The sequence below is a fragment of the Glutamicibacter sp. JL.03c genome, from assembly GCF_025854375.1.
Classification (GTDB): domain Bacteria; phylum Actinomycetota; class Actinomycetes; order Actinomycetales; family Micrococcaceae; genus Glutamicibacter.
Map to the genome: position 1 here is coordinate 3,521,426 of NZ_CP107575.1, position 19,020 is coordinate 3,540,445.

23 protein-coding genes and 1 riboswitch are annotated in these 19,020 nt (G+C 55.9%); of the genes, 15 read left to right on the top strand and 8 right to left on the bottom strand.

The features are described 5' to 3' along the window. Positions 1 to 225: 225 nt before the first annotated feature. The 12 genes from OF385_RS16290 (at position 226) to OF385_RS16345 (ending at position 8,795) form a co-directional block, all read left to right on the top strand. Entirely contained in the window at positions 226 to 1,200 is a 975-nt protein-coding gene (locus OF385_RS16290) for an ABC transporter ATP-binding protein (RefSeq protein WP_264276348.1), read from the top strand. Further along, positions 1,197 to 2,096, top strand: a complete 900-nt coding sequence (locus tag OF385_RS16295) for an ABC transporter permease (RefSeq protein WP_022874560.1) — start codon at positions 1,197 to 1,199, stop codon at positions 2,094 to 2,096. Before OF385_RS16290 ends, OF385_RS16295 begins: the two co-directional genes overlap by 4 nt. Before the next feature lie 50 nt (positions 2,097 to 2,146). Then, complete coding sequence (locus OF385_RS16300; protein WP_264276349.1) at positions 2,147 to 2,275, top strand: hypothetical protein; 129 nt, start codon at positions 2,147 to 2,149, stop codon at positions 2,273 to 2,275. Positions 2,276 to 2,312: 37 nt separating this feature from the next. Continuing rightward, the gene (gene lxmK, locus OF385_RS16305) at positions 2,313 to 3,410 is read left to right on the top strand and encodes a class V lanthionine synthetase subunit LxmK (protein WP_264276350.1); all 1,098 of its coding nucleotides are present in this window, start codon (positions 2,313 to 2,315) and stop codon (positions 3,408 to 3,410) included. Positions 3,411 to 3,412: 2 nt separating this feature from the next. Further along, positions 3,413 to 4,363: a T3SS effector HopA1 family protein gene (locus tag OF385_RS16310; RefSeq protein WP_264276351.1), complete on the top strand. Its 951-nt coding sequence runs from the start codon at positions 3,413 to 3,415 to the stop codon at positions 4,361 to 4,363. Between the two features lie 70 nt (positions 4,364 to 4,433). After that, positions 4,434 to 4,589, top strand: a complete 156-nt coding sequence (locus tag OF385_RS16315) for a hypothetical protein (protein ID WP_022874556.1) — start codon at positions 4,434 to 4,436, stop codon at positions 4,587 to 4,589. A gap of 46 nt (positions 4,590 to 4,635) precedes the next feature. After that, entirely contained in the window at positions 4,636 to 4,791 is a 156-nt protein-coding gene (locus OF385_RS16320; protein ID WP_022874556.1) for a hypothetical protein, read from the top strand. Positions 4,792 to 4,856: 65 nt separating this feature from the next. After that, positions 4,857 to 5,030 carry a hypothetical protein gene (locus tag OF385_RS16325; protein ID WP_264276352.1) on the top strand — a complete coding sequence of 58 codons (174 nt, stop codon included), beginning with the start codon at positions 4,857 to 4,859 and terminating at the stop codon, positions 5,028 to 5,030. Positions 5,031 to 5,123: 93 nt separating this feature from the next. Next, positions 5,124 to 5,756, top strand: coding sequence for a flavoprotein (locus OF385_RS16330; protein WP_264276353.1), 633 nt, complete (start codon positions 5,124 to 5,126; stop codon positions 5,754 to 5,756). After that, positions 5,756 to 6,631 (top strand): hypothetical protein, encoded by an 876-nt coding sequence (locus OF385_RS16335; protein WP_264276354.1) that lies wholly within the window; start codon positions 5,756 to 5,758, stop codon positions 6,629 to 6,631. The genes OF385_RS16330 and OF385_RS16335 overlap by 1 nt, the downstream gene beginning before the upstream one ends. Next, positions 6,628 to 7,881: a M16 family metallopeptidase gene (locus OF385_RS16340; RefSeq protein ID WP_264276355.1), complete on the top strand. Its 1,254-nt coding sequence runs from the start codon at positions 6,628 to 6,630 to the stop codon at positions 7,879 to 7,881. The genes OF385_RS16335 and OF385_RS16340 overlap by 4 nt, the downstream gene beginning before the upstream one ends. Continuing rightward, the gene (locus OF385_RS16345) at positions 7,878 to 8,795 is read left to right on the top strand and encodes a hypothetical protein (RefSeq protein ID WP_264276356.1); all 918 of its coding nucleotides are present in this window, start codon (positions 7,878 to 7,880) and stop codon (positions 8,793 to 8,795) included. Before OF385_RS16340 ends, OF385_RS16345 begins: the two co-directional genes overlap by 4 nt. Before the next feature lie 22 nt (positions 8,796 to 8,817). On the opposite strand, the gene OF385_RS16350 is transcribed toward OF385_RS16345, so the two are convergent. From OF385_RS16350 to OF385_RS16365, 4 genes are all read right to left on the bottom strand, one after another. Further along, complete coding sequence (locus tag OF385_RS16350) at positions 8,818 to 9,489, bottom strand: response regulator (protein ID WP_264276357.1); 672 nt, start codon at positions 9,487 to 9,489, stop codon at positions 8,818 to 8,820. A 46-nt stretch (positions 9,490 to 9,535) separates the two neighbouring features. Beyond that, positions 9,536 to 10,723 (bottom strand): sensor histidine kinase, encoded by a 1,188-nt coding sequence (locus OF385_RS16355; protein ID WP_264276358.1) that lies wholly within the window; start codon positions 10,721 to 10,723, stop codon positions 9,536 to 9,538. Positions 10,724 to 10,913: 190 nt separating this feature from the next. Beyond that, complete coding sequence (locus tag OF385_RS16360) at positions 10,914 to 11,171, bottom strand: hypothetical protein (protein ID WP_264276359.1); 258 nt, start codon at positions 11,169 to 11,171, stop codon at positions 10,914 to 10,916. 86 nt (positions 11,172 to 11,257) lie between these two features. Continuing rightward, positions 11,258 to 11,719 (bottom strand): MarR family winged helix-turn-helix transcriptional regulator, encoded by a 462-nt coding sequence (locus tag OF385_RS16365; protein ID WP_264276360.1) that lies wholly within the window; start codon positions 11,717 to 11,719, stop codon positions 11,258 to 11,260. A 105-nt stretch (positions 11,720 to 11,824) separates the two neighbouring features. Here OF385_RS16365 and OF385_RS16370 point away from each other — a divergent pair, with 105 nt between their 5' ends. After that, on the top strand, positions 11,825 to 12,826 hold the full coding sequence (locus OF385_RS16370) for a pirin family protein (RefSeq protein WP_264276361.1): 1,002 nt from the start codon (positions 11,825 to 11,827) through the stop codon (positions 12,824 to 12,826). 17 nt (positions 12,827 to 12,843) lie between these two features. Further along, entirely contained in the window at positions 12,844 to 13,176 is a 333-nt protein-coding gene (locus tag OF385_RS16375) for a GNAT family N-acetyltransferase (protein WP_264276362.1), read from the top strand. Here the strand turns inward: OF385_RS16375 and OF385_RS16380 are convergent. From OF385_RS16380 to OF385_RS16395, 4 genes are all read right to left on the bottom strand, one after another. After that, on the bottom strand, positions 13,173 to 14,558 hold the full coding sequence (locus tag OF385_RS16380) for an MFS transporter (protein WP_264276363.1): 1,386 nt from the start codon (positions 14,556 to 14,558) through the stop codon (positions 13,173 to 13,175). The genes OF385_RS16375 and OF385_RS16380 overlap by 4 nt on opposite strands. Before the next feature lie 23 nt (positions 14,559 to 14,581). Beyond that, positions 14,582 to 15,325, bottom strand: coding sequence for a ZIP family metal transporter (locus OF385_RS16385; protein WP_264276364.1), 744 nt, complete (start codon positions 15,323 to 15,325; stop codon positions 14,582 to 14,584). 61 nt (positions 15,326 to 15,386) lie between these two features. Beyond that, positions 15,387 to 16,742: a replicative DNA helicase gene (gene dnaB, locus OF385_RS16390; RefSeq protein ID WP_060703562.1), complete on the bottom strand. Its 1,356-nt coding sequence runs from the start codon at positions 16,740 to 16,742 to the stop codon at positions 15,387 to 15,389. Positions 16,743 to 17,398: 656 nt separating this feature from the next. Continuing rightward, entirely contained in the window at positions 17,399 to 17,899 is a 501-nt protein-coding gene (locus OF385_RS16395; protein ID WP_264276365.1) for a flavin reductase family protein, read from the bottom strand. 97 nt (positions 17,900 to 17,996) lie between these two features. Further along, positions 17,997 to 18,114, bottom strand: a riboswitch (SAM riboswitch). Positions 18,115 to 18,563: 449 nt separating this feature from the next. On the opposite strand from OF385_RS16395, the gene OF385_RS16400 reads away from it, so the two are divergent. Continuing rightward, the gene (locus OF385_RS16400) at positions 18,564 to 18,980 is read left to right on the top strand and encodes a PaaI family thioesterase (protein WP_264276366.1); all 417 of its coding nucleotides are present in this window, start codon (positions 18,564 to 18,566) and stop codon (positions 18,978 to 18,980) included. The last annotated feature ends 40 nt before the right edge of the window (positions 18,981 to 19,020 follow it).

Sequence of the window (19,020 nt, forward strand, 5' to 3'; positions counted from 1 at the left end):
TCTACTGTCAGCTGGATTTATTCTGTCCCTGCAAATCCCTCAGAACTCTTCCGTTCTCCCCAGATGTAGAAAGCAATATGCCTCTCTACCGACCCGATCTTCTTGGGCCAAGAATCGTTGAACTTTTGTACACCGCAAGACTGTACGGAAGTACAGGGTCGCTTGATTCAACCGCTAATACAGTCGATATCAACAACAACGATTCCAAACCAGGAAGGGCCCATCATGAACGGATTGCAGCTAACCGGCGTTAGTCGCAGCTTCGGGGACCGTACCGTCTTGCACAGCATGGATCTTTCGGTCCAGCGCGGCGAGATCGTCGGTTTCATCGGAGGCAATGGTGCCGGCAAGACAACCAGCATGAGGTTGATCTTGGGACTACTGAGCGCCGATCAAGGACAAATTACGTGGGATGGCAAACCCATCTCCGCCCAGGATCGTCGCAACATCGGTTACATGCCTGAAGAACGCGGACTTTACCCACAAATGCCGGTGCGCGAACAGATCATCCACTTTGCATTATTGGAAGGTCATAAGCTTTCCGCTGCCCGCACGGTGGCAGATGATCTCATCTCTTCATTGGGACTTCAGGGTAGAGAACGCACGCTCATTCAGGATCTCTCGCTGGGCAACCAACAGCGTGTTCAGTTAGCAGTTTCGCTGGTGGGCGACCCAGCACTACTGGTACTCGACGAACCATTTTCTGGCTTAGATCCCAGCGCTGTGTCAACCATGGGCGAATTGATCCGTGAACAAGCCGCCCGCGGAGTCGGCGTTCTTTTCTCTTCTCACCAACTGGATCTAGTTGAACGACTCTGTGACCGGGTCTGCATTCTCGACCAAGGTCGAGTTAAGGCCAGCGGAAGCATCACGGAACTAAAAACCGAAGGCAAAAGTCGTTGGCAGCTGAACTTCTCCCACAATGCAGATGCCTTCGCAGCTGAAACAGCAATGCTCCGGGACGTCGTCGTGACGAGGTCTTCCGCAGATCGAACCAGCGTTATGGTCTGCCTGGAAGGCGATGACCGCGACATACCTACGCAGCTTCTAGCCATTGCCCAGAGACACGGTGGACTGCGCAGCATCGAATCCGTTCAACGCTCTCTGGATGAACTACTCACGAAGCAATACATTTCGGCTGGTTTGGCCACAACAGCCGCAACCGAACCAGTGACAACAGCATCGGAGGCAAGTAAATGAATACCGCTACCTTAAACATCGGCACAGTTTCGAAATCACGGCAAGCACTACGCGAAACAGGACTAGTTATCCGTAGGGAAATCCTCACCCGAACGGCAAACCGCACCATTCTGGTGACCACCGGGCTGCTCACATTGGGCGTCGGTGCTGCAGCAAGTGTTGGAGGCTGGTTTCTCGTCAACTCCCCGCAGGGCCTTGATACTTTCAACCTGAACCCACGCATGCTCTTCGCCACCGCCATGATCTGCGCGCTACTGACCTCTCTGGTCTATTCCTCACAAAGCTTGACCTCCGGAGTGGTGGAAGAGAAGTCCTCCCGAGTTGTTGAAATCCTGCTCACCAAGATCGGAATCGGGCCGCTACTTGCCGGCAAGTTACTGGGTATCGGACTGGTCACGCTGGCTCAACTATTAGTGATCGGCGGTGCCGGAGTACTCGGGTTCACGGTGATGGGCGGGTTCTCTCTTATTGATATCCAGGTGGGCCCATCATTGATGTGGTTCATGGTGTGGTTCTTGCTCGGCTATGCAGTCTTCGCGCTGCTCAACACTGCTTTGGCAGCCACTGTGGCCCGGCAGGAGGACCTGGCTTCGGCAGTCATGCCGCTGTCGGTATTGCAAATGGTCCTTTTGGTTATCTCGCTGTACGTCTTACCAACTCACCTTGATAACGCCTGGCTCCATGCTCTGTCCTTTGTCCCGCTATTTTCCTCTTATCTGATGCCTATTCGATTCGGTCTTGACGGTATTGAAATGTGGCAAATGATTGCGGCCGCCGGCCTCAGTTTGATGGCAATCCCTGTCCTGTTTTGGGTTGCAACCCTTCTTTATCGCAACAATGCTTTGCGCACCGGGTCCCGAGTCTCCCTGCGTACTTCCCTGAGCGCGGCCGACTAATACTAATTCCGTAAACCTGATCACTACACGTCTTTGAAAGGGCAAAAACAATGCCTGAAATCAACACCGCGCAAAATAGCCCATCCAAATCCCCGAAGCTGAAGAAGCACCTTCGAAATCTCGCTCTGCTCCTCATGGGCATCGCCGTGGCTTACGCCATCACTACCTTCCTGGCCTAGCCACTGTCCAAACCTCATAGCCTGAAAGCGCATCGCCATGACCGTCATTCTTAATCCCTCACCTCCAGCGTCCCAAGCTGGCACCACGGCAGCGCAGCAGGCCCAACCTCTACTAGATGGTCTTGGCCGGGCACAGATCCGCACAGTTTCACCGACACAATTTGCTGGACGCAATGGCAGCTGGATCATGGAACTAACAGACGGGAGTCGGATCTTCGTCAAGAAGTTCAATACGTCTGCGACATCACCGCAGGCATTTGCCCGATCAATGAACTTTTCAACCTTTGCTAGAAACTATCCACAGCATGCGCCTAGCACCCCCAAGTTGTTAGCAGGGGATGAATCAACTGGCCTGTTGCTGTTCGACTACTGTTCGGGAACCAGTCTGGCTCATCTGATCGTCCAAGATGCTTTGCCCGTGAGTTTCGCGGCAGATTCCGGCAGGTTACTGGCGCGATTACATTCAGGCCCTACTGACGGATTGGAACCAGCGGGTAGCACGCTACCGGTGCAGATGTTGCGCTTCGGTGTCACACGTACCAGGTACTTGGATTTCACGTTGGCAGAGCTCAGCCTGTACCCAACGTTGCAACAGGACGGCGAACTTCTTCAAGCACTCGAAGCCCTACATGATGCTGAGGAGACGAACCGCAAATCACCAATTCACGGTGATTTGCGGTGGGACCAATTTCATCTGAACGATTCGCAGCTGAATCTGTTGGATTGGGAAGACTTCTGCCTGGGAGACCCTGCACGAGACATTGGAACACTGGCCGGGGAATGGATTTACCGCGCGGTGCTCGACACGGTCACATCTCGTGGCGGAGCCGATTCCCCACCCGAATATTTTGATGAAAACAGTGCGACAACGCTGATATCTCACCGGCTAGCTGCAGTAGTTCCGCAGCTACAAGAGCTGTGGCACCACTATCGGCTTAATTCCAGCACCGATGACACGCAACTGGCATTGCGCGTCACAGCACGGTTGGGGTGGCATTTAGTGGATCGTTCAATGGCTAGGGCAGCCATGGTTTCCAGGCTCCCCGGCATTGAACGGGCAGCGGCCGGCATCGGCCGTAGAGCCTTGCTGGACCCCGCACGATATAGCCACGCACTAGGTTTCGGAAAGGACTGAGAATGAACGCCCTGCTTACGGCAACTGACACTGGTTTCACTGACATCCTGGCTACTATCTCAGAATCTATGCAGTTGGATCTGGCGAAAATGACGGCAAGTATCGATGAGCATCAATTCGGTGCGTCAAGTCCCGGAGAGCTCAAGAACGAACTGAGCGCCCAGATTTATAAGCATCTGCACATCCGCAATCCCCTTATAGATACCCAGCCTACAACCGGAGAACAAGATCTAGCTGCGCAGTTCATCCCCCTAGTGCCACACCGAAGTATCTGGCAGGTAGCGGACCGTGGATTTGAAAGTTCGGCTTCAGTAGATGGAGAATCCCACGTCATCGTGAAGCTCGGCGGTGTCAAGGTTCTATTACCTCAGTGCGACGTACGTAGGGACACTGCGGAAGAGACGTTGACCGTACGTCTACCCAGCTGGCGTGTTCGAACCACACCAGGATATTTGCTGGTTCTCGGTGAGCTTTCCCCAGGGCCTTCCACGGACACTGCAAGACTCTATTTTAGTTGTGAAACCCCTGCTCAAGCCTTAGAACTCTTTCCCGCGTTACTTCGAGCGCTTGCAGCTTCGGGAAAGGGATACCACCTCAAAGCACTGTCATCCTCATTGGCTTACCCCCGCAGCGACGCGATCGTTGCCTACGTACCGGCAGTGCACGCTATAAAAATCGCAGACATGCTCAGTCGGTCCATAACAGACCTGACGAGCACTCCGAATAGCCTTTCGATATTCACCCAGCCGCTTGGTAACGGAATCGCCCTGGCCGAAGAGAGTATCGATCAACGTCCGTCCCACCGGTCGCTAAGCTTTGGGCAACATCGCTCTCGGGTTCTAGCCGACGCACTTTTCCGTGAAGACCGCGAAAAGATCGGTTTACCTCAGGCGTGGAATTTAGAAGCGACCGCGGCCCGGATCGACCCTAACCAGCCATCTGCCAACCTGTGAATTTTCCTCACTGGCCACACACCCATCACAAAAATGCCGTCTCGCCGGCCTATCACTAAGGAGCACCATCATGAGCAACGCCACCGCACTAACCGACTTAGCCCAGGCGCACACGATCTATGCCGCACCAGACGAACTCGGCGCCGACGCGGCCGCAGAAGCCCCTGCAACCAGCCCACTGTGCATCGGCATCATCGTCGGCGCTACCCTCGGCACCGGCTGCTAACCCACCCACAAGAATCAGTCCACCCAATCAATCAAGGAGCACCATCATGAGCAACGCCACCGCACTAACCGACTTAGCCCAGGCGCACACGATCTATGCCGCACCAGACGAACTCGGCGCCGACGCGGCCGCGGAAGCCCCTGCAACCAGCCCACTGTGCATCGGCATCATCGTCGGCGCTACCCTCGGCACCGGCTGCTAACCCACTGGGAACGCATTAACCAACCGTCAAACCAAGCACTACCCAATCAATCAAGGAGAACCATCATGAGCAACACCAACATCGTTGAGAACAACAGCGCACTGACCGACCTAGCCCAGGCGCACACCGCCTATGCTGCACCGAGCGAACTCGGCGCCAACGCAGCCGCAGAAGCCCCCGCAACCAGCCCATTCTGCGCAGGCGTTCTGATCGGCGCAACCTTGACCGTGGGTTGCTAGCACACACCTCTATCAATCACTGCGGCGGAGTACTTGGCCGGCAACGGTCATTCGCTCCGCCGCAACATTCCACAGCTACCCCAGAGGAACACCATGACCACAGCGCACAGCACCATGCCAGCTCAGGCACTGGATCTTTCGTTGGACGGCTTCGGCTATCGTAAAGTTGCGCTGGTTCTGACAGGTTCTGCTGCGACCCAAGTCATGCCATTCTGGCTCGATTGGATTCTGGCCGCAGCTCCCCACACGCAGTTCAGAATCATCATGCGAGACTCCGCGAGCCGCTTCATCACTCGACACAGCTTGGAAACGCGTTTGCGTGCTCGTGTACATTCCGATCATTGGGAAGACGAGGTGATCGCCGAACATGTGGAGCTAGCCGAATGGGCAGATCTCATACTGATCTATCCCGCAACCTTGGACTATGCATCGCGGCTCGCCAGCGGAATTACCGATTCCCCCTCATTACTCGCTGCGCTCAGTACAAGTGCACCGGTATGCATCGCTCCCGCGCTACCACCCCGCGCGCTGTCCAATCCACTGGTAACCAATATCTTGGATGTTTTGCGCGCCCCAAAGAACTTCGTGGTCATCGATCCGGTGCCTGGACCCAGCGAATCTAGTGATATCGCTCAAGCGTGGGTACCGCCACCTTTCCCAGCAGTGCTGCGTCGTCTCGAAACGTTACGAATTGCTGGAACTATCGGCTCGACAACGGATCGCTAATGACGACTGTTAACTTCACTCCGGACGCAGGCTTCAGGGTACAAACAGGGTTGTTGGCCACCGAAGTAACGAGTCATGACGGCGTATATACGTGGCAACATCGCCTGGGCGCACACGCCCCGGTCGGTTTTTCCACCCTTGCGCCATCTGGGCAAACGAAAGAAACTCGCGATTCAGAATTGGTCATTTGGGGACAAGGCGACAACATGGATCGCAGTTACCGAACCCACGCCGGTTCATCCCTCGCGATTCATCTTTTGGATCCCCAACCGGTCAAGTTGCGAGCTATCGGGAAGCTCTGGGGCGCTGCGCTTAACGAGGTACACAATGTTCGTCCTGCTTCCAAAGTAACTTTCACCAAGCCTCGCACCTTGCAACGCGCTGCCGCATGGCTCGACGGCTCCTGGAAACCAGCTCGTACCGTTCTTGCCTCCGCCGGACTGAGCCGCCTAGTTGATTGGGCTATTCGAATGGGCGAAGGCCCTCATCGTGTACTTGTACACGGTTGCCCCGGAATGGCCCACTGGGTCATGACTTCCGATGCACGAGCGGGAAGCCTACTAACCGGCGAAGATACTGGCGTCGCGAACCCAATCTACGATTTCGGCTGGGTTCTGGGCGAAATTACAGAGCTAAGGGCATTTCATCCTTTGTTGGGCCCAGGGTTGAACCAGCTAGAGGAAGGTCTCCTCGACTGTTTTCCCGAAGTATCCAACCTGACTGATCTGAACTTGGCTCGTGCGTTCCGACTGGTTCACCACGCCTTTGATTGGCACCACTATGCCGGTGCATCAATTGAACAGGCCGCATTGCTTTTGCGATTAGCAACGAATTACATATCCAACCCGGTAGCAACTGATCAGGAAATCTCATGAACTCGACCCCCTTGGAGGCAGCCCAAATGCGCAGCATGACACTTGATCAGGGTGCCCGCGCAGTCGCCATTCAAAACCCAGCAGCGCGAAACAGTACATTCGTTCTTGCCATTTCTTCAGGGATGCGGCACGAACAACCGGGTGAAGAAGGGATGCTTCACTTACTCGAGCATCTGATTTACCAAGATAGTGCGGCAATCACCTCAAGCGAGCGTGAAGCTGAACTTAACAGCGTTGGTGGTGTCTTGGGCGGACACACTCACATGGACTACACCGAGTTTTATGAAACGGCATTACCTTCTGATCTGTCTGGCATGGCGGCCCGAGTGATTGAACAGGTATTTCATCCAGCATTCAAACCTGAGCAGATTAATGAACAGATCCACGCTGTATGCACCGAACGTTCCCGGCGTTTGGCTCCCGCACCTGGTGAGGTGTTGCCGTTCCCGCACCTGACTTGCCAATATTGGGAAGACCACGCGCATGGCCACGATGGTACCGGCGACAAGAGCTTATTTTCTAGAGTTTCTGTCGAGCGTCTGCAAGATTTGCATGCAAAGCACTACCGCCCTGAACACGCTGTTTTGGTGGCTTTCGGGCCACAAGAACCGTCCGAAATGTTGGAGATCCTCGCGGAAGAAATGGGTTCAGTCTCGATTGCGAAATCCACACCAAAAGCTACGGCATCGCACCCCTTGGAGGCCCGTCAAAACTCGGCGAAAAACCAAATAGTTCATGACCCTGGCTTACCAGGTAGACGACTGCTCGCCGCTACCAGCGCTGCGGACGCACGGACGATTAACGAAGCGTTCCTTGGTGATTTGATTGCCGCTTCTCTGCTTTCAATGCAAACCGGATTGGATTCCAGCGTTGGAATCTTCGGTCCAGCCGACCTAACCGAAAACGACTTATTCATCCTCGTAGATGACACGGGACTCGATCTGGAGCCAATGCTCAGGCTACGAGCATTGGCCTCGGTTGATGACACAATTTTGCTATCTGCCGCGAAAAGGGCACTGTTTACCGTTGAAAAATCCGTGCATGATGATGAACGGCTGGCACGAACTACCGCTCGCGACATGCTTCTTCGAGGATCGCCTAGCTTTGCCCATGAACTGGTGAGCCGGTTAAGGCTTCTTTCGGAGCAGACAACAAGATTTCGCAAACTACTACTAGGTTCAACGCAGCGTCTAGCTACTCAACCGTGGCATACCCTCGATGTGACCCCAACCCTCCAGGAGAATGCATGAGAAGCCTGGCCAAGAGAGTACTAACAATTTCCGATGACCGTTCCAGTTTCCCGGTGCTCTCGCTAGCGTGGCGCACTGACCCGCAACATGAACAGGAAACTCGACGATTGTTGACTCAGAGTTTCGGCCATACTGACCGGTCGGTTCCGGTTTGGCACCAGTTCTCGGGCGACAACGGGTCAGTAATTCTGACGGTTGCCGCTGAACAGCCGCAACTGGAGCGGTGGTTGCGGTCCATGGCTCACGAATCCTCGCGTCTCGATTCCACGTTGGTCTCCGGACCGACGATCGCTTTGGTCGGAACCTTCGCTGATGCCAAAAATTTCCTTGCCACTGCTACCGACCTGTTCCCGAGAAATGACTCAGAAACTGCAGTGCTACCGAGCCGAATGCAGCAAAACATGGTCCAGGGCTATCAGCAGACACTGATTACCGGCCAAGACCCAAGCCAGAAGGCCGGAGAGGCAGCCTGCTTCTTGGCACTGTGCCTATTATCGGGAGGGTCTTCGGCAATGCTACCCCGCACGGTATCGAGCCTTGGGAACGGGGCTACGGTCCAAATTTCCCGGGGTCTTGTGCAACGCCGGGCTGCCATCACTTGGCAAGGAATTTGCCGAGGGAGCGGCGGATTGCAGGTTTTCGAAATGCTCGCCCAAGCCCTGCCCGCGCAACTCAAAGCCATGAATGACGCCGAGGTGCAACAACTCAAGCACTTCGCGCTGGCAAACCTTAGTCGTGCATGGCGCTCACCGATAGAACTGGCGCAAACCGCGAATCAGTACCAGATCATGGACTGGGGACAGTCATTGATCTCTAGCCCGCAACCAGAACTTGATCGAGTAACGCGCGAAGACTTGGATCACGCAATGGATCAATTACTACGCCCTGTGTTGGAAGTTCTCGGCCGAAGCTAAGTGGAAGTATTACACGCGCTAGCTAGACTCGCGGCACCCTTCTAATATCTAACAGCCCGTATTCCATAGACTTAACGAGGATTTGCACGCGGTCGCGAACTCCGAGCTTTTCCATTACCTTAACGAACCGCGCCTTCACGGTCGATTCGGTAACGTACAACTCTTCGGCCATTTCCTTATTGCTCATCCCTTTGCCAAGCAACACGATGACTTCAAGCTCTTTGTCAGTTAGGGCCTCAGATAATTTTGCATCAGGTTCAACTTGCGCTGGAATCGAGTCGGCCAGCCCGGAAACGACGTGGCGAGTTACCTCAGCGGAAAGCACCGATTCACCAGTCATTACTTTGTGGATTGCTTCGGTGATCTCTTTAGGCTGAGCGTCCTTGACAAGATATCCGCTGGCTCCAGCACGGAGTAGGTCCACTACGTAACGGTCCGTATTAAAGGTACTCAGCCCAATAATCGCGATTTCTGGATTGTTTTGATGGATCTGCGCAGTGGCGGCCACCCCGTCCATTACCGGCATCTGCATGTCCATGAGAATCACGTCCGGACGTAGCCCGGCAGCCTGAAGCACAGCAGCTTTCCCGTCAGCAGCTTCTCCAATGATCTGGATGGTGGGATCCGAGGAAAGGTAGTCACGCAAGATTTCGCGAGTCAGAGTTTCGTCGTCAACGAGCAGTACGGTGCTCAAGGCTTCTCCTTCTTACCTGGCGCCATGACCACACGGCGCTACACCCTTAGTTTGCCTTAGAAAGTCCATCTAATGGAATCGTGACGCTGGTTGTCCACGCTCTATCAGCTTCGCCAGCTTCCACAAACCCACCGAAAACCCTACAACGTGCGCGCATGGCCTCAAGCCCGGTTTTTGAAGACACGATCGGCTTTTCGTCCGATACGTCATTCGTAGCTAGGAGTTGAACGTTACCCTCGCGAACATATAGGCCCACTTCAACACTGCTCGCGGGGACCGCGTGTTTGAGAACGTTGGTGCCCAGCTCTCGAATGGTTCGGCGGAGCGCCTGCCTCAAACTGGCTGGAATACGGGCAACTTCGCCCTGCACCGTGAGCTTCACTTCATATCCTGAACTCTGAAGCGCATCCGCCACCGCATCCAGATCATGTACCAGACCCACGGCCGTCGTAGTTTCTCCAGAAAGTTCAGCCAGATCGATAATGCTCGGACCAACTGTTGCTCTTTCGCCAGCTGCGTCAGATGCTTTATCTTCTTCCTTGAGAAGCAGTACTAGCGAACGAAGATCCTGCAATGTCTGCTGTGCGGAATTGCCAATTCCCTCGAGAATCTCTGAAGTTTTCCTCTGGTCGTCCACAAACTCTGCGCGCCTCGCCTGCATCGCGATAATAGTGACGTCATGAGCCACGATGTCGTGTAGCTCGTGTGCAAGTAAGGTTCGTTCGTTGGCGCGAATTTTTGCCTGCTCGACTTCCAAATCCTCGATGCGTTTGGTGCTACTTTCGTGACGGCGGCGAAACGCATTCAAGCTGAGTCCTGCCGCACCAGCGAAGGCAACAAAGACTCCCACCATGGCCACCGCGAACAACGGAGCATCAGGAACCAACAAATACAGGAAGAATAAGAGGACTTCACCCAGCAGAGGAAAAAGCACTGCTTGACGCCAAGGTAGAAGGTAGCAACATCCTGCAACAACAATTACTGAGGGGAAAACTAGCCCCGCCAAAAGGGCGCCCGGCATACCCACTGCAGCGATAATACATATACATGCGAGCCAGAGGGCAGCTCCCGGTAAAGCACCAAGAGATAGTGCCACGAGCGGCAAATAAGGTAGCGCCAATTTCAGCGCCCCATATTTTCCAAATGAGTCTCCGGAGCCTACCCAGACGTCCCCCACATACATGACGAGGGCCAACAGAACCAGCACCAGACGACCAACGATGCCTCCGGGCAACGGCTTAATATCTCCAGTCCAGGCAGTCCGGGCAGTCCGGGCAGTCCGGGCAGTCCGGGCAGTCCGGGCAGTCCAATTTCTCATATCTGACATTGTTCCATCGCCAGTGCTGGTTATTGACATCGTCACGAATTCCATGACGGACTCAGAGTGCGTGGTGTCAGAGTGGTGAATAGCTAAAACTTGCTAGCTATTGCGGTCGACGCCGTGGTTCCAAGCGGCTGACGGTGTAGAGCGTCTGGTCATCCGGCTGGGTTCCCGCGACCTCATGCGCCGCCTTGACCTTCATGGCCCGGTCCCACTTGATACGCTCGCGCGGGCTGGAATCGACCCGGCGTTCGGCAGGACCAAAAATGCTCAGCCCCAAATACTTTAGGCGCCAGAGAACACGGTAGCCAACACCCAATCCGGTGGTATCGGTGATGATTGGCAGTGGCGATTCATCCATGCGCTTGGTCCTCTGCAGTATGCGTGGGCGTTGATGCTTTTGCCTTCAGCATACAGTATTAGTTGGTGCACCAACTAAATTACTGATCACTCCTTGGGAGCGCTGCCACCGGCGGCAATGAGGCGATCCAGGACATTCCTCAATTCAACGACGTCCTTCTCCGAGAGTTCCAGTCGGGACATCATCTCAACCGGCACTTTTAGCGCTTCCTTGCGCAGCTCGGTGCCCTTTGGCGTGGGCTGGAGAATCACTGCTCGTTCATCCTGCGGATTCTTGGTCTTATCCACCAGCCCGGCAGTTTCAAGCCGCTTCACCAGCGGAGAGAGCGTACCCGGATCCAGGTGCAGCTGTTGGCTCAATTCCCGGGCACTCATCGGACCGGAATCCCACAGTGCCAACATCACCAAATACTGCGGGTGGGTCAGTCCCAACGGATCCAGCACAGGCTTATAGGCAGAGATCACCGACCGCGACGCGACCGCCAGGCCAAAACACACCTGCTTTTCAAGCTTTAGAAGGTCATCTTCCGGAAGAATAGCGCTGTCCACGTTGCTGCAAACTCCTTGAATGGGATCAATACCGATCTCTCGATCGTACCGCCCGCCTGCTCACCCCTTGTGGCCAAAGCCCAACGCAGTGCATAACCTAGGCACATGAGCAATCTCGAGAACAGCCCTGCAGAAATCGACTGCGGTAAGGTCGCATCCCCTGCCGAGGTCGAAATCTTGACTCCTCGCGAAGTGCCGCTGGGCGGTCCGCGCGCAATGACCGTCTTCCGCACCCTGCCGCAGAAGCAGCGCAGCCTGATTGGAGCATGGTGCTTCTTGGACCATTACGGTCCCGATGATGTCAAAGCTACCGGAGGCATGAACGTCCCCCGCCACCCCCATACCGGATTGCAAACAGTCTCATGGCTATTCACCGGGCAGATCAACCACATGGATTCTGCCGGTTTCAAAGCTGTCGTCCGACCGGGCGAGGTCAACCTGATGACCGCAGGACATGGCATCAGCCATTCTGAGATCCTCACCGAAGACACCACCATCTTGCACGGCGCCCAGCTGTGGACCGCATTGCCAGAGCACGCTCGCGACATGGAACATACTTTTGAAAACTACCGACCTGAACCAGTCAATGGCCACGGCTGGACCATGTCGGTATTCCTTGGCAGCTACGAGATCTCTGGACAAAAATCCGTCTCCCCCGTCACCACCCACACCGAGCTCAGCGGGGCGGAACTGCGCCTTGAGCCGCACACCGAGATCGACATAGTGGTCCCCGAGCACCATGAGCACGCAGTGCTCGTCGACTCCGGCAGCCTCACAGTCAATGGACACCAGGTAGCGCCGCGGGAATTGGGATTCGTCCGGGCAGGGTGCACCACACTGCACCTAGCCGCCGGCGAAGAACCGGTCTTGGCACTGCTCATCGGCGGTGAACCGCTGAATGAGGATATCTTGATGTGGTGGAATTTTGTGGGTCGAACCCATGAAGAGGTCCTGGCCTTCCGCGCCCAATGGCAAGCCGAAATCTCAGCGGAGCCGGGCGATGCCTCCGAAGACCGCTTCGGTCCTTTTCCTCCCGATACGCCAGCAGCCTTGCCAGCCCCGGCCCTGCCGACCGTTCGCCTGCGTCCACGAGTCAACCCATCCTGAAACCAAGGAGACCCATCATGAGCGAGATCAAGCCAGTATTCTTGTCCGAACGCCGCCGCTTCGCCCTCGATGATGACGGCAAGATCATCGGAGCTGCCCACTACCGGGATTATGATGGCGCTGACGGTGTTGAGCGGATCTTCTTCCACACCACGGTGGACGAGGAATATGGCGGTCAGGGCCTAGCTGGCATCTTGGTGAAGTTCGCACTGGAAAATACCATCGCCAGCGGGGCGAAGATCGTGGCGGTCTGCCCATATGTCAAAAGCTATGTAGCCAAGCACAACGACTACGACCAGCATCTGGTTGAGCCCACCAAGGCCCATTTGGATCTCCTGCCTCGCGGCTAGCCGACTGGCCGAACCGGGATTCCCTTGGTGCGCGGTGAGATGGCAATCAAGATCAGGATCAGTACCAGGCTGAACGTGAACACCGAGATGAACCCGGTGCCAGCTGCGGCCATCGCGAAGATGACGCCGCCGATGGCCGTGGCCCCGGCATTGCCCAAGGAGTCTGCCACGGTCATCGCCGAGGAGTTGAATCCCTGTTCTTCCTTGGATGATAGAGCGAGCATGTTGACGTTTTGCCGGGGGAAAATCAGCCCCATGCCAAACCCGCCCACGGCCCAGCCGCACACCAGCACGAATACCGGCGGGTGGTAGATCGCAGTAGCCAAGGCGGTAGCGATGGCCATGCTTCCGGCCACGGCGCCCAGGGTGATGCAGGTTGCCGACTCGATCTTCTCCCCCAGCTTTCCCTGGAGCCATGAGCCCATGGACCAGCACAGGGCCGACGCGGTCAGGATCAGGCCGGCCCGATCGGGGGCCAGGGAGTAGTCTTCGCGAAGCAGGTAGGGAAGATAGACTTCCACGCCGAAGAAGGCGCCCGTGATGAAAATCCTGGTCATGATGGTTGCCGGCAGCCCGCGGCGCACAAGAAAGGTTCCACGGGGCAAGAGCGGGCGAATCGCCAGCAAGGCGACCACCAGCGCCAGAGCCAATCCGATCAATGACCAGCTGCTGTTCGAATTGCCCAAGAGGTTCATACAGATCACGGCGAGCCCGGTAAGTCCTGCAAGCGCCAGGCGTTTGACCGATACCTTACCTAGGTCATGGTTGCGCTCGGAATCCAGGGACTTGAGCACCGGAATCATCGCGCAGAAGGCGACAAGCACCAGGACTGCCACGCCGGAAAAGACCCAGCGCCACCCAAGGTGCACTGCCATGAGGCCAGCGAGCCATGGGCCAATCATTGCCGGCAGCACCCAGGCCGTGGCGAAGAGTGCGAAGATTTTTGAATGCAGATGCCCTGGATATGCTCGGGCAATCAACACGTAGATGGCCACGGTAATGGCGCCACCGCCGATACCCTGCAAGATCCTTCCAGCAATGAGCATTTGCATGTTTACTGCAGAACCGCAGATCAACAAGCCCACACAGAAAATCGCTACGCTTATGAACAATGGGTACTTGGGTCCCCACCGGTCCGTGACCTCACCAGCAGCCACCATGCCGAGCATTCCGCTGGCGATGGGTGCGGCAAAGGCTAGCGCAAAATAGCGTTCGCCATTGAGCAGTTCACTGACCATCGGCATGACGGTGGTGACCGCCATGGATTCAAAGGCAACGAGAAACACCAGAATGAACATGCCCATGGTGGTGGCCAAGAATTGCGGTGCGTAGATGGTCTCTGTAGCCGGCGCAGGGGTGCGGCCACGATGTCTTAGGGGCATGCCCCCATCATGCCAGTTTTTTCCTAGCCGCCCACAACGTGCAGGGCGAAGGCCGACAGGAATCCGCCGGTGACCAACAGCCCGGTGTAATCATGTTCGACAGCGTAGGCCTCGGGGATCATCGTGTCGGCAATCATGGTCAGGATTCCGCCAGCGGCCACGGCCGTGGCAAAGGCCAGGGCTTCTTCAGGCATGGATTGCATGAGCAGCGCACCGAAAAAGGCAGCCAGACCGCAGGAAATCGCGATGGATCCCCACAGGATGGCAACGGATGAACCCTTGCGGCCGGCTGATTTCATTTGAGCCGTACTGGCTAGGCCTTCGGGCACGTTGGATATGAAGATGGCGATGAGCATGGCGGGATTGATGCTCGCGCTCGCGACAACGCTCAGTCCCAGAGCCACCGACTCGGGGATGCCATCAATGAGCGCGCCCACGGCCAATGCGCTTCCGGATGAGCTGTCGCTATTGGTGTTGCCGGAGGCCTTCTGACGCTTCTTGGTGCGCCAGTCCAATACCCGGTTGGCCGAGAAATACAATGCGGCGCCAGCGAGTACACCGCCCACGGTAGCCATCAATCCTCCGGTCTCAAACGCTTCGAGCACGAGCTCAAAACTCAGCGCGCTGACCAGGACTCCCGCGCCGAAGGCCATGATCGCGCAGACCCAGATTTTCGGGATTTTCAGCCACCAGGCGGCACCCGATCCCAGCAGCAAGGCCGAACCAGCCACCGTACCCCACAGCAAAGCCTGCAAAGAAGCGAACATGGCACCTACTATAGCCAGCAATCCGCCGTCTTAGTAGGTGCCATATTGGTTCTGACTGGGATTAACCCTCAGAGGACATATTGCTGAAGCGCGAGTAATGGCCCTGGAATGCCACGGTGATGGTTTTGGTGGGACCAGCACGGTGCTTTGCGATGATGACATCGGCCTCGCCGGGGCGATTTTCCTTGTCATACACGTCGTCACGGTGCAGCAGGATCACCATGTCGGCGTCCTGCTCGATGGAACCTGATTCACGAAGGTCCGAAACCATTGGCCGCTTATCGGTACGCTGCTCGGAACCACGATTCAGCTGCGACAACGCAATCAGCGGAACATCCAGTTCCTTAGCCAGGAGCTTGAGGTTACGCGAGAACTCGGAGACTTCCTGTTGACGGGATTCCACTCGCTTGCCCGAGCTCATCAGCTGCAGGTAGTCAAGGATGATCATGCGCAGCTCGTTGCGCTGCTTCAGGCGACGGCACTTCGCTCGGATTTCCATCATGGACATATTCGGCGAATCATCGATGAACAGCGGCGCCTCATTCAAGCGCCCCATAGTGGTGGCAATCTTGGTCCACTGCGCATCTTCGACCGAACCCTTACGCAGGTCTTGAAGCTGGATGGATGCCTCTGCGGAAAGCAGGCGCATCGCGATTTCATTGCGGCCCATTTCCAAGGAGAAGAAGACCGTAGCCATGTTGTTCTTGATGGCTGCCGACCGGGCAAAGTCCAAGGCAAAAGTTGATTTACCCACTGCCGGACGGGCGGCGATGATAATCATCTGCCCGCCCTTCAGGCCCTGGGTCAGTTCGTCGAATTCATAGAATCCAGTAGGCACACCGGTAATACCGTCACCGGCATTGGCGGCGTTTTCGATTTCATCGACAGTGCCTTCGATGATGTCAGAAAGACGGACATAGTCTTCACTGCTGCGGTTTTCCGCGACCTTGTAGACCTCGGCCTGGGCTTCGTTGACGATGGCGTCGACTTCGCCGTCTGGCGAGTAGCCCATCTGGACGATACGGGTACCGGCATCAACTAGGCGTCGCAGAACGGCACGCTCACGCACGATTTCTGCATAGTATCCGGCGTTGGCCGCGGTGGGCACCTGCTGAATAAGATTGTGGAGGTAGGCGGCCCCGCCAACGCGGGAAATTTCACCGCGCTTGGTCAGCAGGTCGGCTACGGTCACGGCGTCGGCTGGCTCGCCTCGACCGTACAAATCGATGATTGCCTCGTAGATGGATTCGTGGGCCGGACGATAGAAGTCGGTTCCGCGGAGCGCTTCGACAACGTCAGCAATGGCGTCCTTGGATAGCATCATGCCGCCGAGCACGGACATCTCTGCTTCGACATCCTGTGGCGGCTTGCGTCCAGCATCGGACTCTCGTCCTTCGTATACCGGCTCAGCACTCATTACAGACACTTCCATCCCCTATTGACCCCACTGGGAAAATTCATCCTTGCCCTATGGCAACGGTCCATCTTGTCAGTTGAGACCGACAGTTCAATGATGAACAACTGTGGATATTTCTGTCCCAAGGCCAACAGTAGGGCTGATGTTCACCCACGTAAACCCCATTATCCACAGCCTCTGTGCATAACATACCCTCATCTGTGGACTAGCCTGTTCACTAGCTGGGGAGAAACCTGTGGATTAATGTCGACTACCCAACCGTAACAGCTTCTGATTAGGCCTTTCACAATTTCACAACTGTGGACAGAAAGAGATTTTATTGAACCTACCGCTATGCCGCCAATAGTTATCAACAGCCGCAAACGACCGAAATTCAGAGATTTTCGCGTTTTTCGCATAGTTCTACACACTGTACCCACAGCCATGTGGATAACTGTGTGGATGTGGGTGCATAGGCAAAACCCTTAGTCATCTCAATTAATGAGGAAATATCCTGCGCCAGACTATCGGTAGTCCACATTTTCACAGTGGCCCACCTATCCACACCGTGGATAACTATTGCTTCACATTCAACGCATGACGAAATGCATCAAGGCCTGTTGTGGATCACCTAGGTGATCCACAACAGGCCTTGATGCGCCTACTGCTTGGAAACGTTAGACGAGTTCAGAAACTGGGATCGAATGAAATCGAGAATCATGGAAGATCTGCGGCGAGTGCTGAGATGCGTGATGCCCGTGCACCTCCAAGAGCACAACCCAGTGGTCTCCTGCCTCAACCTCGTTGTAAATCGATGTTTCCAGCCAGAGGGTGGACTCTTCGATGAACAGGGCGCCCTGTTCAGAAACCACGGTATCCACACCGAGGAATCGATCGCCCTTCTTCGAAGCGATCTGCGTGCAGACCCCTCCATTAAGATCGCTGAGAACCGAAACACCGATGTGGCTGGCCCCACGCAGTTTCGGCCAGGTATTGGAGGTCTTCTGGACTGCAAACATCACCAATGCCGGCTCCAACGAAACCCCCACAGTGAATGAGGATGCAACGATGCCGGTTTTTACGCCGTCCACTTCTGCACACAGAGCGGCCACGCCTGAGGGATGTTGAGCGAAAACCCTGCGTAGGGTTAGCGGGTCAAGTTCACGATTCAATGACATGGCTCGATTCCTTCGGGTCTTGCCCACCGCGTCAGACCCAGTGGACTTGGCGGATCGGAAGCTTCCGAATGTGCTTGTCCCTGAGATTTCACGCCGTGCGCGGTACTTGTTCTGACGCCATTTGGAGCAGAACCGAATCCTCACCTGGAGCACCCCACTACCGTTGAGAGGGTTGCCGATCAGCAAGCCAGGGCTTTTAGCTGATGCTCTTGATTCTGCTTAAAACGATATGGCTCATGACGAACCACCGTCAAACAATTCACTTCGCAAATCGCAATATTCAACAAAATATTCGACACCAAGATGCTTCTGAGGGGCTGGAACAGCCTTTTGTTCATCAGAACTACCCACGCCCACCGTGGCAACTCGAGCCGCTCATGTGATCGCCGCCGTAATGCAATAACCTATGACGGCCAGGCAGCATCACCAGGTGCTGCGCCTTCGCCGCTTTTATCAAACCGCCCGCCGTAGCGGAACCGAATTTCCCGCTCGAGCACCATGGGAGACCAAGCGTGCCCTGCTCATATCGGGGCAGCTGCCTGAACCCACTGGGTGAAGCGCACCATCATCTTCCCAGGACATCTACGGGTAAAGTGCAAAAGAACGTATTGCGAGCCTAGGCCGTTGTGCGGCAGCCCAGCGCCTTACACCTTTGGAGTCACCCATGAGTTCCGCAGAACCGCGAATCCCCGAGAAGACCAGCCGCTTCACCGAGAGCATCGGACTGGTCTTTGACGACATCACCGCCACGTCCGTGCGCGGACATGCCGATCTGAACGAAAACCACCACACTCCGTGGGGCGTAGTGCATGGCGGGGTGTATGCCTCGATCGTTGAAAGCGCCGGCAGCGTCGGAGCCAGCTACGCGGTGGCCGAACGCGGGCAATTCGCCGTCGGCGTGCACAATGCCACCGACTTCTTGCGTCCCTCCACCGGTGCGCGCGTGCAGGTTGCTGCCAAGGCGCTGTTCCAAGGCAAAACCCAGCAGTTGTGGGAAGTTGTCATCACCGATGAGGCCAGTGGAAAGGAACTCTCGCGCGGACAATTGCGCACCCAAAACGTAGATATGCCCAGCGCCTGAGCGTATCCTAGGTGGCACCCAGCGGATCAGTTTCGGAGGC

Bases quoted from the DNA above. Each gene is read 5' to 3' on its own strand.
- OF385_RS16395 (WP_264276365.1), bottom strand. From the start codon at position 17,899: ATGTCATTGAATCGTGAACTTGACCCGCTAACCCTACGCAGGGTTTTC.
- OF385_RS16290 (WP_264276348.1), top strand. From the start codon at position 226: ATGAACGGATTGCAGCTAACCGGCGTTAGTCGCAGCTTCGGGGACCGT.
- OF385_RS16340 (WP_264276355.1), top strand. From the start codon at position 6,628: ATGAACTCGACCCCCTTGGAGGCAGCCCAAATGCGCAGCATGACACTT.
- OF385_RS16335 (WP_264276354.1), top strand. From the start codon at position 5,756: ATGACGACTGTTAACTTCACTCCGGACGCAGGCTTCAGGGTACAAACA.
- OF385_RS16300 (WP_264276349.1), top strand. From the start codon at position 2,147: ATGCCTGAAATCAACACCGCGCAAAATAGCCCATCCAAATCCCCGAAG.
- OF385_RS16315 (WP_022874556.1), top strand. From the start codon at position 4,434: ATGAGCAACGCCACCGCACTAACCGACTTAGCCCAGGCGCACACGATC.
- OF385_RS16370 (WP_264276361.1), top strand. From the start codon at position 11,825: ATGAGCAATCTCGAGAACAGCCCTGCAGAAATCGACTGCGGTAAGGTC.
- OF385_RS16360 (WP_264276359.1), bottom strand. From the start codon at position 11,171: ATGGATGAATCGCCACTGCCAATCATCACCGATACCACCGGATTGGGT.
- OF385_RS16400 (WP_264276366.1), top strand. From the start codon at position 18,564: ATGAGTTCCGCAGAACCGCGAATCCCCGAGAAGACCAGCCGCTTCACC.
- OF385_RS16330 (WP_264276353.1), top strand. From the start codon at position 5,124: ATGACCACAGCGCACAGCACCATGCCAGCTCAGGCACTGGATCTTTCG.
- OF385_RS16320 (WP_022874556.1), top strand. From the start codon at position 4,636: ATGAGCAACGCCACCGCACTAACCGACTTAGCCCAGGCGCACACGATC.
- OF385_RS16375 (WP_264276362.1), top strand. From the start codon at position 12,844: ATGAGCGAGATCAAGCCAGTATTCTTGTCCGAACGCCGCCGCTTCGCC.
- OF385_RS16295 (WP_022874560.1), top strand. From the start codon at position 1,197: ATGAATACCGCTACCTTAAACATCGGCACAGTTTCGAAATCACGGCAA.
- OF385_RS16385 (WP_264276364.1), bottom strand. From the start codon at position 15,325: ATGTTCGCTTCTTTGCAGGCTTTGCTGTGGGGTACGGTGGCTGGTTCG.
- OF385_RS16345 (WP_264276356.1), top strand. From the start codon at position 7,878: ATGAGAAGCCTGGCCAAGAGAGTACTAACAATTTCCGATGACCGTTCC.
- OF385_RS16310 (WP_264276351.1), top strand. From the start codon at position 3,413: ATGAACGCCCTGCTTACGGCAACTGACACTGGTTTCACTGACATCCTG.
- lxmK (WP_264276350.1), top strand. From the start codon at position 2,313: ATGACCGTCATTCTTAATCCCTCACCTCCAGCGTCCCAAGCTGGCACC.
- OF385_RS16380 (WP_264276363.1), bottom strand. From the start codon at position 14,558: ATGCCCCTAAGACATCGTGGCCGCACCCCTGCGCCGGCTACAGAGACC.
- dnaB (WP_060703562.1), bottom strand. From the start codon at position 16,742: ATGAGTGCTGAGCCGGTATACGAAGGACGAGAGTCCGATGCTGGACGC.
- OF385_RS16325 (WP_264276352.1), top strand. From the start codon at position 4,857: ATGAGCAACACCAACATCGTTGAGAACAACAGCGCACTGACCGACCTA.